General features: G+C 67.8%; 15 protein-coding genes. 8 read left to right on the top strand and 7 right to left on the bottom strand.

The annotated features are described in order from the left end of the window. Nucleotides 1-18: 18 nt before the first annotated feature. Entirely contained in the window at nt 19-1,164 is a 1,146-nt protein-coding gene (locus ACFSVL_RS01860) for an acyl-CoA dehydrogenase family protein (protein WP_378299764.1), read from the top strand. Here the strand turns inward: ACFSVL_RS01860 and ACFSVL_RS01855 are convergent. Next, nucleotides 1,161-1,481 carry a winged helix-turn-helix transcriptional regulator gene (locus ACFSVL_RS01855; protein ID WP_378300376.1) on the bottom strand — a complete coding sequence of 107 codons (321 nt, stop codon included), beginning with the start codon at nt 1,479-1,481 and terminating at the stop codon, nt 1,161-1,163. The two genes, ACFSVL_RS01860 and ACFSVL_RS01855, sit on opposite strands and share 4 nt — an antisense overlap. A 64-nt stretch (nt 1,482-1,545) precedes the next feature. On the opposite strand from ACFSVL_RS01855, the gene ACFSVL_RS01850 reads away from it, so the two are divergent. Beyond that, entirely contained in the window at nt 1,546-2,409 is an 864-nt protein-coding gene (locus ACFSVL_RS01850; protein ID WP_378299762.1) for an NmrA family NAD(P)-binding protein, read from the top strand. Nucleotides 2,410-2,414: 5 nt separating this feature from the next. Further along, the gene (locus tag ACFSVL_RS01845) at nt 2,415-2,990 is read left to right on the top strand and encodes a Uma2 family endonuclease (RefSeq protein WP_378299760.1); all 576 of its coding nucleotides are present in this window, start codon (nt 2,415-2,417) and stop codon (nt 2,988-2,990) included. A 180-nt stretch (nt 2,991-3,170) separates the two neighbouring features. On the opposite strand, the gene ACFSVL_RS01840 is transcribed toward ACFSVL_RS01845, so the two are convergent. From ACFSVL_RS01840 to ACFSVL_RS01830, 3 genes are read right to left on the bottom strand one after another with little or no spacing between them, the layout of a single operon-like run. Then, entirely contained in the window at nt 3,171-4,391 is a 1,221-nt protein-coding gene (locus ACFSVL_RS01840) for an amidohydrolase (RefSeq protein ID WP_378299758.1), read from the bottom strand. Between the two features lie 20 nt (nt 4,392-4,411). Next, the gene (locus tag ACFSVL_RS01835) at nt 4,412-4,915 is read right to left on the bottom strand and encodes a GNAT family N-acetyltransferase (protein WP_378299756.1); all 504 of its coding nucleotides are present in this window, start codon (nt 4,913-4,915) and stop codon (nt 4,412-4,414) included. Then, on the bottom strand, nt 4,882-5,787 hold the full coding sequence (locus ACFSVL_RS01830; protein ID WP_378299754.1) for an aldose 1-epimerase family protein: 906 nt from the start codon (nt 5,785-5,787) through the stop codon (nt 4,882-4,884). Before ACFSVL_RS01830 ends, ACFSVL_RS01835 begins: the two co-directional genes overlap by 34 nt. 87 nt (nt 5,788-5,874) lie before the next feature. Between ACFSVL_RS01830 and ACFSVL_RS01825 the strand changes: the two genes are divergently transcribed. Genes ACFSVL_RS01825 through ACFSVL_RS01810 form a run of 4 tightly spaced genes read left to right on the top strand, consistent with a single transcriptional unit; the run spans nt 5,875 to nt 8,871 of the window. Further along, on the top strand, nt 5,875-6,450 hold the full coding sequence (locus ACFSVL_RS01825) for a TetR/AcrR family transcriptional regulator (RefSeq protein WP_378299753.1): 576 nt from the start codon (nt 5,875-5,877) through the stop codon (nt 6,448-6,450). Next, the gene (locus ACFSVL_RS01820) at nt 6,450-7,265 is read left to right on the top strand and encodes an MBL fold metallo-hydrolase (protein WP_378299751.1); all 816 of its coding nucleotides are present in this window, start codon (nt 6,450-6,452) and stop codon (nt 7,263-7,265) included. Before ACFSVL_RS01825 ends, ACFSVL_RS01820 begins: the two co-directional genes overlap by 1 nt. Beyond that, nucleotides 7,262-8,110 carry an MBL fold metallo-hydrolase gene (locus ACFSVL_RS01815; RefSeq protein WP_378299749.1) on the top strand — a complete coding sequence of 283 codons (849 nt, stop codon included), beginning with the start codon at nt 7,262-7,264 and terminating at the stop codon, nt 8,108-8,110. The genes ACFSVL_RS01820 and ACFSVL_RS01815 overlap by 4 nt, the downstream gene beginning before the upstream one ends. 8 nt (nt 8,111-8,118) lie before the next feature. After that, entirely contained in the window at nt 8,119-8,871 is a 753-nt protein-coding gene (locus tag ACFSVL_RS01810) for an MBL fold metallo-hydrolase (RefSeq protein ID WP_378299747.1), read from the top strand. Here the strand turns inward: ACFSVL_RS01810 and ACFSVL_RS01805 are convergent. Continuing rightward, nucleotides 8,858-9,583: an SDR family oxidoreductase gene (locus ACFSVL_RS01805; RefSeq protein ID WP_378299745.1), complete on the bottom strand. Its 726-nt coding sequence runs from the start codon at nt 9,581-9,583 to the stop codon at nt 8,858-8,860. The genes ACFSVL_RS01810 and ACFSVL_RS01805 overlap by 14 nt on opposite strands. 86 nt (nt 9,584-9,669) lie before the next feature. Between ACFSVL_RS01805 and ACFSVL_RS01800 the strand changes: the two genes are divergently transcribed. Beyond that, complete coding sequence (locus ACFSVL_RS01800; protein ID WP_378299743.1) at nt 9,670-10,233, top strand: TetR family transcriptional regulator; 564 nt, start codon at nt 9,670-9,672, stop codon at nt 10,231-10,233. Here ACFSVL_RS01800 and ACFSVL_RS01795 read toward each other — a convergent pair whose 3' ends face one another. Continuing rightward, complete coding sequence (locus ACFSVL_RS01795; protein ID WP_378299741.1) at nt 10,234-11,664, bottom strand: amino acid permease; 1,431 nt, start codon at nt 11,662-11,664, stop codon at nt 10,234-10,236. It lies immediately after the preceding gene. A gap of 9 nt (nt 11,665-11,673) precedes the next feature. Beyond that, on the bottom strand, nt 11,674-12,816 hold the full coding sequence (locus ACFSVL_RS01790; protein WP_378299739.1) for an aminotransferase class V-fold PLP-dependent enzyme: 1,143 nt from the start codon (nt 12,814-12,816) through the stop codon (nt 11,674-11,676). Between the last annotated feature and the right edge of the window lie 179 nt (nt 12,817-12,995).

The raw sequence follows: 12,995 nt of genomic DNA, 5'->3' as shown, positions 1-12,995 counted from the left end.
GCTGTCTGGGAGGAAGCCATGCCGGTCGACCGTCTGCTGCCGACGCCGGAGTCCGAGGATCTGCTCGCACTCGTCACCGAAATCGCCCGTGACGAGCTGAAACCGCGCGCCGCGGCCGACGAGGAGGCCGAGAAGTTCCCGCGCGACCTGTTCACGCTGATGGGCAAGTCCGGCCTGCTCGGCCTGCCGTACTCGGAGCGCTGGGGCGGTGCCGAGCAGCCGTACGAGGTCTACCTGCAGGCGCTGGAGGAGATCGCCGGCGCGTGGATGAGCGTCGGCGTGGGGCTGTCGGTGCACACGATGTCTTGCTACGCGCTCGCGCACTACGGCACCGAGGAGCAGCAGGACCGCTGGCTGCCGGACATGCTGGGCGGCTCGCTGCTCGGCGCATACGCGCTGTCCGAAACGCACGCCGGCTCGGACGCGGCCGCGCTGTCCACTCGCGCCCGCCTGACCGACGACGAGTACCTGGTCAACGGCACGAAAGCATGGATCACCCACGCGGGGGTCGCGGACTTCTACACGACGATGGTCCGCACGAGCGACGACGGCGGCCACGGCATCTCGTGTCTGCTCGTCGACTCGTCGACTCCGGGCCTCTCAGCGGCCCCGCGCGAGCGGAAAATGGGCCTCACCGGCTCGCCGACCGCCCAGATGCTGTTCGAGGACGCGCGAGTGCCCGCCGACCGGCTCATCGGCGGCGAGGGCGCGGGCCTGAAGATCGCCCTGTCGTCACTCAGCTCCGGCAGGCTCGGCATCGCCGCGTGCGCGGTGGGCCTGGCGCAGGCGGCGCTGGACGAGGCCGTGGCGTACGCGAAGGGCCGCACGCAATTCGGCCGTCCGATCGCGGATTTCCAGGGCCTGGAGTTCCTGCTGGCCGATATGGCGGCGACCGTCGAATCGGCCCGCGCGACTTACCTGGACGCCGCTCGCCGCCGTGACCGCGGGCTGGACTTCCAGCGGCAGTCGTCGATCGCGAAGCTGGTCGCGACCGACGGCGCGATGAAGGTGACGACGGACGCCGTACAGGTGCTCGGCGGCGCGGGCTACACGCGTGACTTCCCGGTGGAGCGGTACATGCGCGAAGCGAAGGTGCCGCAGATCTTCGAGGGAACGAACCAGATTCAGCGGATGGTGATCGCGCGTTCGCTGAAGAACGCCTAGCCTCTTCGCTCGTCATAAGCCGCGCGGGCCGCTTGGACGCGGCCCGCGTTGGCTTTCGACCAGTCGGCGATCGCCCTGGTCAGCTCACCGACCTCGACGCCAAGGTCGGTGAGCGCGTACTCGACCCGCGGCGGAATCGTCGGGTAGATCGTGCGGCTGACCAGCCCGTCGCGTTCGAGATTGCGCAACGCCTGGGTGAGCGATTTCTGTGTCACGCCCTCGACGCCGCGGCGCAGTTCGGTGAACCGGAGCGGCCGGTCGTACTGCCGGAGCAGGCCGAGGACGTAGAGCGTCCACTTGTTGGCCAGCACGTCCATCACGGTGCGCGATGGGCAGCTTTTCGCATACTTGGTATCCACTAGGTACCTATAGATCGATGAGGTGCCTTCTTCACAAACGATACCGGCAGCGAGCAGTCTCTTTCTCATGATCTTGGTTACCGGTGCCACCGGCAAAATCGGCAGTGAAGCAGTCCGGCTGCTCGGACCCGTCCGAACGCTCGTCCGCACCCCCTCGGGCGGCCCCGACGAGGTGATCGGCGATTTCGACCGTCCGGGCACCCTGGACACAGCCCTGCGCGGCGTCGACACTCTGTTGCTGATCGGGCCCGCGGTGGCGGAGCAGCAGATCGCGGTCCTCGATCGTGCGGCCACGCACGGGGTACGGCACGTTGTGCGAGTCACGAACCACAAGGCTTACCCCGATTCGCCCGTCGAGCGACGGCGGGCCCATGCGCGGATCGATGCGCATCTCAAGGCGTCGGGGATGGCGTACACGCTGCTCGCGCCGAACTTCTTTATGCAGAACCTGCTGGCGATCGTGCCGGAGACCGGCAGTTTCTCGGGGTCCGCGGGCGACGGCCAGATCGGGATGATCGACGCCCGGGATGTCGCCGCCGCGGCGGCCGTGATCGCCGCGGCTCCGGAGGAGCATGCCGGACGGACCTATCTGCTGACCGGACCGGAGCTGATCACGTTCGCCGATATCGCACGGGAATGGACTGCGGCGACGGGGCGGCCGGTGGAGTATCGCCCGATTTCGGTGGAGGAGCACCGCGCGGCGATGGTGTCGCAGGGGGTGCCGGAGGCGGGGTCGAATGCGCAGGTCTTCGGGCTGCTGGCGGAGGGGGACGGGGCTTGGCTGAGTGCGGATTTCGCTGCGATTACCGGGTCTGAGCCGCGTGGGCTGCGGGAGTTCTTGGCGGACTTCGTTGGCGGAAAGTGTCGTACCCCTCGCTTACCGTGAGCGGCATGGACACCACGACCCTGCCTCGGCAACTGCTCTCGATCAAGGAATACCTCGCGCTCGGCGAGGTCGAGCCGGGATTCACCGAACTCGTGGAAGGCCGCCTGGTGTTCTCGCCGAGCCCGGGTGCCTGGCACAACCACGTGACGTACGCGCTCGCCTTCCAACTGCACGAGCAACTGCCGTCCGGCTTCTCCGTGGTGCCGCGCGTCGATATCGATCTAGGTCTCGCACCGGACGGGGCACCGGGTTTCTCCCGATGCCCCGATCTCCTGGTCACCACGTCAGCCGCGATCGCCAGGACTCCCGAAGAGGCCGCCCTCCGCGCCGAAGACCTCGTCTTGGTGGTCGAAGTCGCGGCACCGGATTCGAAGCGCACCGACTACGTCACGAAACACCAGGAGTACGCCGACGCCGGGATCCTGTTCTACTGGATCCTCGACCTCGACGACCCGATCTCGCTCGTCGCCTGCCACCGAGCCGGGGAACTCGGCTACCAGGATGCCCCGGCCGTCACCGGGAAATTCCGCGCTGCCGAGCCATTCCCGTTCGAACTGGACCTCGCCGCACTGCTTCGGTGAGGGTTTATCAAGCGTTGCGGGTGGCGGCCCCGCCAGGACGATGCGAAACACCCGGCTGCGGCAAGGCACGCCGCGCGGCTCCGTCTCCGAAGGTCCGTGAGGGGAACCCTGAGGGAATCTGATTCCCTCAGGGTTCCCCTCACAGACGACAAACCCCACCCCCCGCGAAAGGCCTCGGCCTCAGCGAGCTTCCCGGTACCGCCGATCCGCCGAAACCCCCTCGCCGGTCGCCTCGTCGAAGTGGTAAACCTCCTGCCCCCGCACGAACACCCGCATCGCGCGGTTCATCACGTCCAGCGGGTCGCCCGACCACACCACCACGTCGGCGTCCAGCCCAGGCGTCAGCGTGCCGACCCGGTCGTCGAGCCCCAGCATCTGCGCCGGGTGCAGCGTCAGCGCCTTCAAAGCGGTCTCCGGGTCGAGACCGTCCTTCACCGCCAAAGCGGCTTGGTACACCAGGAAGTTGATGGGAACGACCGGGTGGTCAGTGGTGATGGAAATACGAACCCCGGCCCGCGCGAGAATCCCCGCCGAGCGCAGGCTTCGGTTGCGCAGTTCCACCTTCGACTTCGTGGTGAACAGCGGGCCGAGGATCACCGGGACGTCGCGTTCGGCCAGCAGGTCCGCGATCAGGTGGCCTTCGGTGCCGTGGTTGATCACCAGTTTGTAGCCGAATTCGTCGGCGAGCCGGATCGCGGTCACCATGTCGTCGGCGCGGTGCACGTGCTGGTCCCAGTACAGCTCGCCGTCCAGGACCTTCGCCAGCGTTTCGTTGGTCAGGTCCGTTTCGAACGGCTTGCCCTCGGCCAGCGTGTGGTCGCGCTTCGCCTGGTAGTTGCGGGCCTTCGTGAACGCCTCGCGCAGGATCGCGGCCACGCCGAGCCGCGTCGAGGGCGTGACCTTCTTCTCGCCGTACACCCTCTTCGGGTTCTCGCCCAGCGCGCTCTTCACGCTCACCTGCTCGGCGAAGACCATGTCCAGAATGGACCGGCCCCACGTCTTCACGCCGATCGTCTGCCCGCCGATCGGGTTGCCCGACCCCGGCTTGATCACCACGCTCGTGACACCACCGGCCAGCGCGTCGTCGAAACCCGGTTCGTACGGGTCGATCCCGTCGACCGCGCGGAACCGCGCGCCGTTCGGGTCGGTCATTTCGTTGGTGTCGTTGCCCGACCAGCCTTCGCCGTCCTCGTGCACGCCGAGGTGCGCGTGCGCGTCGATGAATCCCGGCAGGACCCAGCTGCCGGACGCGTCCACCAGTTCCGCGTCCTCCGGGACCTCGACGTCGGCCTCAGCCCCGACGTGGGTGATCCGGCCGTCTTCGATGAGCACAGTGCCGCCCTCGATCGGAGCGGCGCCGACGGGGACGACATAGCCCCCGACAATCGCCTTGTAAGCCATAGTTTGACACGCTAACGAACTCACCCGGGTTCGCGCACCCGGGGTTTTTCCAGATGCACCAACTGATAGTCCGCCTCCGGCGACCGGTGCGTCTCGCGGTAACCGAGCTTTCGGTACAAATAGAGCGGCCCGGCCGAACGTTCGCCGGTGAACAGCCGGAACACCGTCACCTCCGCCGGGGTCGCCTCCTCCGCGGCGGCCAGCAGCGCGGTACCGAGTCCCTCGCCCTGGCGATCCGGTGCCACCACCAGCCGCCCGATCTCGCCGACCGGACCGTCCACCCGCATCCGCACGCTCGCCACGAGCCGTCCGCCGTCGAGGAAGCCCCAGACCGTGATCGACGGATCGGCGATGGCCGCCCGCACGTCGTCGAGGGTGTCCAGCAACGGCGGCAGCTCGAAGTTCTGGTGTGCCCGCGCCTCGGTGATGTACGCCGCCTGCTGCAGAGTCAACAGTTCGCCGGCCGCGGCTTCGGTCAGCAGCTCGAGTTTCACGGGACCCGGATCCCCCAGCTGCCCGTCCACGACGTGGCCGGCTCCAGTTCGATCAGGTCGGTGCGGGTGTTGAGCGCGTCCGCCGGGCAGGTCATCGGCTCGATCGCCACCGCGCGGCCGCGGCCGGTCAGATCGTCCGGGGTGAACACCTGCACCCAGCGGAAGTCCGGACCGGTCCAGACCACCAGCTGCCGGTCGCCGTGGGACAGCACGTGGTGATGGGTGCCGTCGGCGGCGAGTTCCAGCCCGCCGAACGCGGTGTCCAGGTCGACGCCTTCGAGCAGCTTGCCCTGGCGGAAGTCGTATTCGGTGCCCTCGACGTCCTGCTCGTCCGCGTACGGCATCTGCTCGTCGCCCTCGTACGGCCGGACGCGCGTGGCGGGCAGCGTGAGGGTCAGCTCGTCCGTCGGCGCGTCGCCGATCCGGAAGTACGGGTGGGTCCCGACGCCGACGCCGATCGGCTTCTCCCCCTCGTTGCGGATCTCGTGCGTGATCACGAGTTCGCGCGGCTGCAGGTCATACGTGATGGTGGCACGCAACGGGACCGGCCAGCCGGCCTGTGCCTCGATGTCGATGGCGAGCGTGATCGACGTTTCGGCGTGCTCCAGCAGCTCCCATTCGAGATGCCGGGTCAGGCCGTGGATGGCGTTGCCGCGCGCTTCCTCGGTGATCTCCAGCTGCTGCTCTTCGCCCTCGAACTCCCACTTGCCGCCCTTGGTCCGGTTCGGCCACGGCAGCAGCACCTGGCCAAGGCCCTTCGGCGGCTTCTCGTCCTCGGCGAACGTCTCGATGTACGGCACTCCGCTGATCTCGAACGCGCGCAGTCCGGCACCGATCTCGGTGATGACGGCGCGTGCGTTGCCGCGGGTGATCTCGAACTGCTCTCCGGTGGGGTTCGCCATGGCGCTGAGGTTACCGATCAGCGTCGCCACCCGGCCACGCCGCGAACTAACTAGACCGGTCGTCATAGTTTGAGTTACGGTGGGCGCATGGTCCACCGCACCGACACGCGCCGCCGGATGCTCGAATCGGCGGCCGAGCTGTTTCGCACCCAGGGCTATCACGCCACCGGGATGACCCAGCTCGTGTCCGAAAGCCGGGCCCCGAAGGGCTCGCTCTACTTCCATTTCCCCGGCGGCAAGGAACAGCTGGCTGCCGAGGCGGTCCAGCTTTCCGGCGAGCGGCTGGCCGAGCTGTTCCGTGAAATCACCGCCGGTGCACCGGATCCGGCCACGGCTATCGATCTCATCGTGACCGCGCTGGCCACCTCACTGTCCGAATCGGACTTCCGCTGCGGCTGTCCAATCGCGACTGTCGCGTTGGAAGCCGCCGAGAGCGAAACGATCCGCGCCGCCTGCGACCAGGGTTACGAAGGCTGGCTGCGCGACATTTCCGCTTACTTCACCGGGCGCGGTCTGCCCGAGGATCGCGCCGCATCGCTGGCGACGGTCGTGCTGTCCGCGATCGAAGGCGCGCTTCTGCTCGCGCGCACTCGGCGGGATACCGCGCCGCTGCAAGCCGTCGCCGCCCATCTGCACACCACTGTCGAACGGGAGTTCGCCTAATGCGCGTACACCATTTCAACTGCGGCACCATGCGTCCGATCGGCGGCAAACTGGTCGACGGAAAGCCCGGGCTGCTGCGCCGCGCCACCCTCGTGTGCCACTGCATGCTGGTCGAAACCGGCACCGGACTGACCCTCATCGAAACCGGAATGGGTTCGCCCACCGTCACCGATGCCGCGCGCTGGCTCGGCCCGCGCTTCCTTCGCACGTCGAACCCGATGAGGGATGAAAGCGAAACCGCGCTGAGCCGCATCCGCGCGCTCGGCCTCGACCCGGCCGACGTCCGCGACATCGTCCTCACCCACCTCGACCTCGACCACGCGGGCGGGCTCGTCGACTTCCCGCAGGCCCGCGTGCACCTGTACGGCAAGGAACTCGACGCTTACCGCACCGGAAACCCGCGCTACCGCGACGTGCAGTTCCGGCACGGTCCACAGTGGAAGTCCTATTCGGACACTGGCGAAAGCTGGTTCGGCCTCGACGCGGTCCGCGAGCTGGACGGGGTCGAGGGTGTCGCGCTCGTGCCGCTTGCCGGGCACACCGCCGGACACGCCGGGGTGGCCGTCGACACCGGGTCCGGCTGGGTGCTCAACGCCGGTGACGCGTATTTCTTCCACCAGGAGATTGACACCGATCCCTATTGCCCGCCCGGATTGGCTATGTTCGAACGGCGGGTCCAGACGCTGCCCGGGCCGCGGCGCGAAAACCAGCGCCGGCTGCGCGAGCTGCGCCGGGACCACGCCGACGAGGTGACCGTGTTCGCCTCGCACGACCTGACCGATTTCGTCCGGCTCAGCGAGAGGAGCACGGTATGAAGGTGCACCACCTCAACTGCGGCACGATGCGCCCGTTCGGGGGCAAGGCGCTCGACGGCCGTCCCGGCATGCTGCGGCGCAGCACGATCGTGGCGCACTGTTTGCTTGTGGAGACCGACAGCTCGCTCGTGCTGGTCGACACCGGATTCGGCACCCGCGGCGTCACCGAATCGCGGAGCTGGCTCGGCGGCCCGTTCATGGCGATGGTCGGCGCGAAGCCGACGATGGAAGAGACCGCCGTGGCGCAGATCCGGGCGCTGGGCCACGATCCCGCCGACGTCCGCCACATCGTGATGACCCACCTCGACGTCGACCACGCCGGCGGCCTCGCCGATTTCCCCGACGCCACCGTCCATGTCCGCACCACCGAACGCCGGGCCGCGGACCACCCGAAGAGCTTCCCGGAGAAAACACGGTACCGGGCCGAGCAATTCGCGCACAGTCCACTGTGGAGCACCTACGACGAGGCCGGCGAAAAGTGGTTCGGCTTCGACGCGGTGCAGCCGTTGCGCGGTCTGCCGCCGGAGATCCTGCTCGTCCCGCTGCCCGGGCACACGCACGGCCACTCCGGCGTCGCGGTCGACACCGGCGACGGCTGGCTCCTGCACGCCGGCGACGCGTATTTCTTCCACGGCGAAGTCGCCCCGGTGAACCCGCACTGCCCGCCGGGCATGCGCGTGTTCGAGGCGATTAACCAGATGGACGGAGCGACCCGCCGCGCCAACCTCGCCCGGCTGCAGACCCTCGCCCGCGAACACCAGGACGAGGTCTCGGTGTTCAGCGCGCACAGTCCGGTCGAGTTTCAGGCGTTGCGCCGGAATACCGCGCAGCCGTTCCCCGGTTGAGTACCCGCATGACGCTCATCCGGTACGTCGGCGGCCCGACCGCCCTCATCGAGTACGGCGGGACCCGCCTGCTCACCGATCCCACCTTCGACGCCCCCGGCGACTACCCGATCGGCGCTCGCAAACTGGCGAAAACCGCCGGCCCCGCGCTCACCGCGGCGGAGGTCGGCGCGGTGGACGCTGTGATTCTTTCTCACGACCACCACCCCGACAACCTGGACGCGGCGGGGCGCGAGTACGCCCTCGAAGCCCCGCTCATCCTCTCCACCGCCTCGGCGCGGGAACGGATCGGCGACCCCGTTCGAGCGCTGGCCAACTGGGAGTCGTACGACCTCGGCGGCGTTCGCATCACCGGAGTGCCCGCGCAGCACGGGCCCGACGGCAGCGAACATCTCGTCGGCGAAGTCACCGGTTTCGTGCTCGAAAGCGAGGGCCAGCCAACCGTTTACGTGAGCGGGGACAACGCTTCGCTCGACGTGGTCCGCCGGATCGCCGAGCGCTTCGACCGGATCGACATCGCCGTCCTGTTCGCAGGCGGAGCCCGGACGCCGCTGGTCGGCGACGCGTACCTGACCCTGCCCAGCGAAGGCGCGGCCGAGGCGGCCCGGATCCTCAACGCGCACCAGGTGGTCCCCCTGCACTTCGAGCATTGGGAACATTTCACACAGGGCCCGGACACCCTCCGTTCAGCGTTCACACAGGCCGGCCTCGCCGACCGGCTGCACCTGCTCCAGCCCGGAGAACAGGTCAGCTTCCCGTAAGCACGAGCCCTCCGTCGACGGTGATCACCGCACCGGTGACGAAACTGTTCTCCATCAAGTACACATTCGTCGCCGCCACCTGGTCTGCCTCGCCGACCGACTTGGTGAGCGTTCGTTCCGTGAACGCGGCGATCATCGCGTCCAGCTGCGGTTGCGGAAGGCCGTCCCACATCGGCGTATGGACCGGCCCCGGGCGGACCGTGTTGACCCGCACCGGGGCCAGCTCGACCGCAAGACCTCGGGCCAGCCCCTCGATGGCGGCCGCCGAACTGGCCGCGAGCGCCGCGCCGGGCGTCGGCCGGACGCCGATGATCCCGGAGGTCAGCACGATCGAACCGCCCGGCCGGATCCGCGGCGCGGCGTGCTTCACCGCCGCGACCACACCCCAGAAGCGGACGTCGAACAGGCTCCGGGCGGCATCGAGCGGCAGCTCCGCCAACGGCCGCTGATCCAGTACGTCGCCCGCGGTGTACACGAGGTGGTCCAGCGTGCCGACGTGCTCGAAGAGGGCCGCGACGTTCGCGTCATCGCGCACGTTGGCGACGAATCCGTCGCTGGTGTCCGGCAGTTCGGCCAGTGCCGCGTCCAGCCGTTCCTTGCCGCTCGACGCGATCGTCACGGACGCGCCCGCCGTCGCGGCGGCCTGAGCGGTCGCGAGCCCCATGCCGGAGCTGCCGCCGATGACGACTACCCGCTGGTCTGTCAAAGACATGATCGGTCCTCTCAAGGTTGATGACTCAGTGAGACATCAACAGTAGCAGTGATGACCCACTGAGTCATCACTGCTAGACTCGCCGCATGCCGCGCTGGGATCCGGAAGCCAAGGAGCGGCTCCGCGCGGCCGCGCTGGAGCTGTTCGCCGAGCACGGCTACGAGAACGCCACCGTCACGCAGATCACCGAGCGCGCCGGGCTGACCCGCCGCACGTTCTCGCGCTACTTCACCGACAAGCGCGATGTGCTATTCGCCGGGTCGGAACAACTCCCGGCCGCGATGGCCGACGCCGTCCGGCGTGCCGACCCCGTCCTCCCGCCCTTTCCCGCGCTGCTGGCCGCGATGATCGACGTTGGCGAATTGCTCGCCGACATGGCACCGCACGCCGCCCAACGCCGCGCCGTCATCGCGTCCAGCCCGGAACTGCAGGAACGCGAACGGACGAAACTCGCGGCCGTCACCGAAGCAGTAGTCGAAGCTCTACAGGAGCGTGGGGCGACCGAATCAAGCGCGAAGCTGCTCGCACAGGTCGGCATCGCCGTCTTCCAAACCGCATTTGAACGGTGGTCCGATCAGCCCAAGGACACGGATTTCGCCGCGCGAGTGCGAGAAGCGGCCGCCGAACTCACCGCCAACCTGGCCACTTGATCAGGCCTCCTCGCGCACCAGCGTCGAATCCTCCAGTTCCGCTTCAGCGGCCTGTTTCGTGCGCCCAGTCATGCGCAGCACCAGATAAACCAGCACCAGCACGACGAAGAACGGAATCCCGAACTTCCACGCCGGGTCGAGTCCTTCGATCCAGAACGTCGAAACCAGTACGGTGGCAAGGAAAGCGATCACGACCGCGTTCACCACTGGCCCGCCCCACAACCGCACCGGCGAAGGCGGCAAACCCGCGCGGCGACGGCGGATCCGGAACGCCAGGTGCGTCACCAGAATGATCATCCACACCACAAGCGCGGCGAAGATCGAAATGCCGAACAGCACGAGGTACGCGTTGGAATCGGAATTCTTGGACAGGATGGTCGCGATCACGAGGCCAGCGGTGGACAGCACCAGCGCGTTGCGCGGCACCCCGGACTTGGTCAGCCGTCCCGCCCAGGACGGGGCGAATCGGTGCTCGGCAAGGGAATGCAGCATGCGCGTAGTGAGGTAGAGGTTGGTGTTCGCGCTCGACAACGCGGCGGTCAGGACCACGAAGTTCATGATCGTCGCCGCGGCGGGAACTCCGGCCGCCTGGAAAACGCGGACGAACGGGCTGGCCGTAATGGATCCGCCCTCGCCGGTGACCGTCCACGGCACGACCAATACGACGATGAGCATGGCGGCGACGTAGAAGATCGCCAGCCGCACCACCATTGCCCTGGCCGCGCGCGGGATGTCGCGAGTCGGGTTTTCGGATTCGGCCGCGGTCACCGAAACCACCTCGGTGCCGATGTAGCTGAACAGCACGAACACCATGGCCAGCAACAGCCCGGACATCCCGTTCGGCAGGAACCCGCCGCCCGCCGTCAGATTCGCGAAACCGGGCGCGGGTGCCTTCGGCAGTCCGAAAAAGACGAGAATCAGGCCGAGCGCGACGAACACCAGGATCGCGCACACCTTGATCATCGCGAACCAGTACTCGAACTCGCCGAAAATGTGCACCGCAGCACCGTTGACCACGATCACCAGCAGCGAGAACACCGCGACCGGCACCCACAACGGAATCTGCGGCCACCAGAACTGGACGTACACGCCGGCCGCGATCGTCTCGCCGCCGATCGCGATCACTTGCATGGCCCAATACGCCCAGCGCACCACGAACCCGCTGCCCGCGCCGAGATACCGCTGCGCGATGCTGCCGAACGCGCCCGCGGTCGGATGCACCACCACCATTTCGGCCAGCGCCCAGGAAATCACCAGCGCCACGAGTCCACAAAGGACGTAGGCGAGCACCACGGCCGGTCCCGCGTGCGAGATCGCCAGGCTCGATCCGAGGAAAAGGCCGGTGCCGATGGCCCCGCCGATTCCGATCATCGTCAACTGCCTGCTGCGCAGCCTTCGCTGCAACCGGTGCGGGGACGGGGACTCGGCCACTGCTGCTCCCTACTGGCTCGCCCGGTACTCGGCGATCGCCGCGACAACGGCGTCGAGATCGGACTCGTCGTTGTAGTAGTGCATGGACATCCGCAGCACGTCGCCGCGGGCACTGCACACGATCCGCCGCCCGGCGAGGAACGCCGCCAGCGCGTCGGGATCCCGGTCCCGCAAGGCGACGAGCGGACCGCGCCGCGCGTCGTCCAACGGAGACCAGAGTCGCTCCCCAGCGTCGAGCAGCCGCTGCTGCAGCTGCCCGGTCAACCCTCCAATGTGGTCACGCACCCGATGCGCATCCACCTGGTGCACCAGTTTCAGCCCGGCGACCGCACCGTACGCGGACGGAATCGACGGCGTGCCGGTCTCAAACCGGCGGGCATGCTCGGGGTAGTCGAGGTGCCGCGGGTCGAATTCAAACGGGTTCGTGCGGCCGAACCAGCCGGTCAGCGGCGGGGAGACGGCGTCACGCAATCCCGGCCGCACATAGAGAAATGCGATCCCGGAGATGCCGAGCAGGTACTTCAGGCTGCCGCTGACGAGATAGTCGCACCCGAGTTCGGCGACGTCGACCGGCTCGACACCGAGTCCCTGGTACGCGTCGACAAAGCTGCGTGCGCCGTTTTCCCTTGCCAGTTCGGCAACTTCGCGCACCGGGAACCGCAAACCGTTGGCGTAGCTGACCAATGGTACGGACACCAGCTGCGTTTGCTCAGTGATGACCGCAGCGTAATCCTCGGTGTCGACCAGACTGTCGTGGTGCGCGGCGAACTGAACGTCCGCGCCGCGACCCTGCTGCGCCAGCCAAACATGACCCAGCGACGGGAATTCCAGGTCAGTCGTGACAATTCCCGACCGCTGCGTCCAGTCCTGAGTGGACGCGACCTGATACGCCCCTTCGGACGCGGACGGCACGACGGCGATGTCGTCGACTTCAGCGCCAATCAGCCGGGCGAACAACTCCCGCGCCTCGGCGACCTTCACCATCCACTTGTCCCACGGCGCCCCGTGCTCGCGAATCGTGTGCTGGAACTCGAAAAGCTCGGCGGTCAGCACGTCCGAAAGGGCACCCTGACTACAGCTCGCGAGATGCACCGAATCGGCGAAGGCGGGGAACTGCGCCCGGAAAGCGGCTGGGCTGGGCTGGTCGGTCACGACACTCCGTTCCGTAACTGGCGGGCGAGGCCGCGGAACCGGTCCGTTCGCCACCGTAACGGCGCGAGCACCATGCGTCGATGCTCCGTCTGGCGGTCGATCACCGCCGGACGCCCTGGTTGAGGCTCCGCGTTCACCCTGACTGATCTTCGGCAGCTATTCCGTCAGTGCTGCTGAAA

The organism is Amycolatopsis silviterrae, assembly GCF_042684085.1.
Classification (GTDB): domain Bacteria; phylum Actinomycetota; class Actinomycetes; order Mycobacteriales; family Pseudonocardiaceae; genus Amycolatopsis; species Amycolatopsis silviterrae.
This window is presented reverse-complemented; position numbering and strand designations above follow the sequence as displayed.

Excerpts from the sequence above, each read along its gene's own strand:
- ACFSVL_RS01840 (WP_378299758.1), bottom strand. The coding sequence starts at position 4,391 with ATGGCTTACAAGGCGATTGTCGGGGGCTATGTCGTCCCCGTCGGCGCC.
- ACFSVL_RS01860 (WP_378299764.1), top strand. The coding sequence starts at position 19 with ATGCCGGTCGACCGTCTGCTGCCGACGCCGGAGTCCGAGGATCTGCTC.
- ACFSVL_RS01855 (WP_378300376.1), bottom strand. The coding sequence starts at position 1,481 with ATGGACGTGCTGGCCAACAAGTGGACGCTCTACGTCCTCGGCCTGCTC.
- ACFSVL_RS01830 (WP_378299754.1), bottom strand. The coding sequence starts at position 5,787 with ATGGCGAACCCCACCGGAGAGCAGTTCGAGATCACCCGCGGCAACGCA.
- ACFSVL_RS01825 (WP_378299753.1), top strand. The coding sequence starts at position 5,875 with ATGGTCCACCGCACCGACACGCGCCGCCGGATGCTCGAATCGGCGGCC.
- ACFSVL_RS01800 (WP_378299743.1), top strand. The coding sequence starts at position 9,670 with ATGCCGCGCTGGGATCCGGAAGCCAAGGAGCGGCTCCGCGCGGCCGCG.
- ACFSVL_RS01845 (WP_378299760.1), top strand. The coding sequence starts at position 2,415 with ATGGACACCACGACCCTGCCTCGGCAACTGCTCTCGATCAAGGAATAC.
- ACFSVL_RS01805 (WP_378299745.1), bottom strand. The coding sequence starts at position 9,583 with ATGTCTTTGACAGACCAGCGGGTAGTCGTCATCGGCGGCAGCTCCGGC.
- ACFSVL_RS01820 (WP_378299751.1), top strand. The coding sequence starts at position 6,450 with ATGCGCGTACACCATTTCAACTGCGGCACCATGCGTCCGATCGGCGGC.
- ACFSVL_RS01810 (WP_378299747.1), top strand. The coding sequence starts at position 8,119 with ATGACGCTCATCCGGTACGTCGGCGGCCCGACCGCCCTCATCGAGTAC.
- ACFSVL_RS01815 (WP_378299749.1), top strand. The coding sequence starts at position 7,262 with ATGAAGGTGCACCACCTCAACTGCGGCACGATGCGCCCGTTCGGGGGC.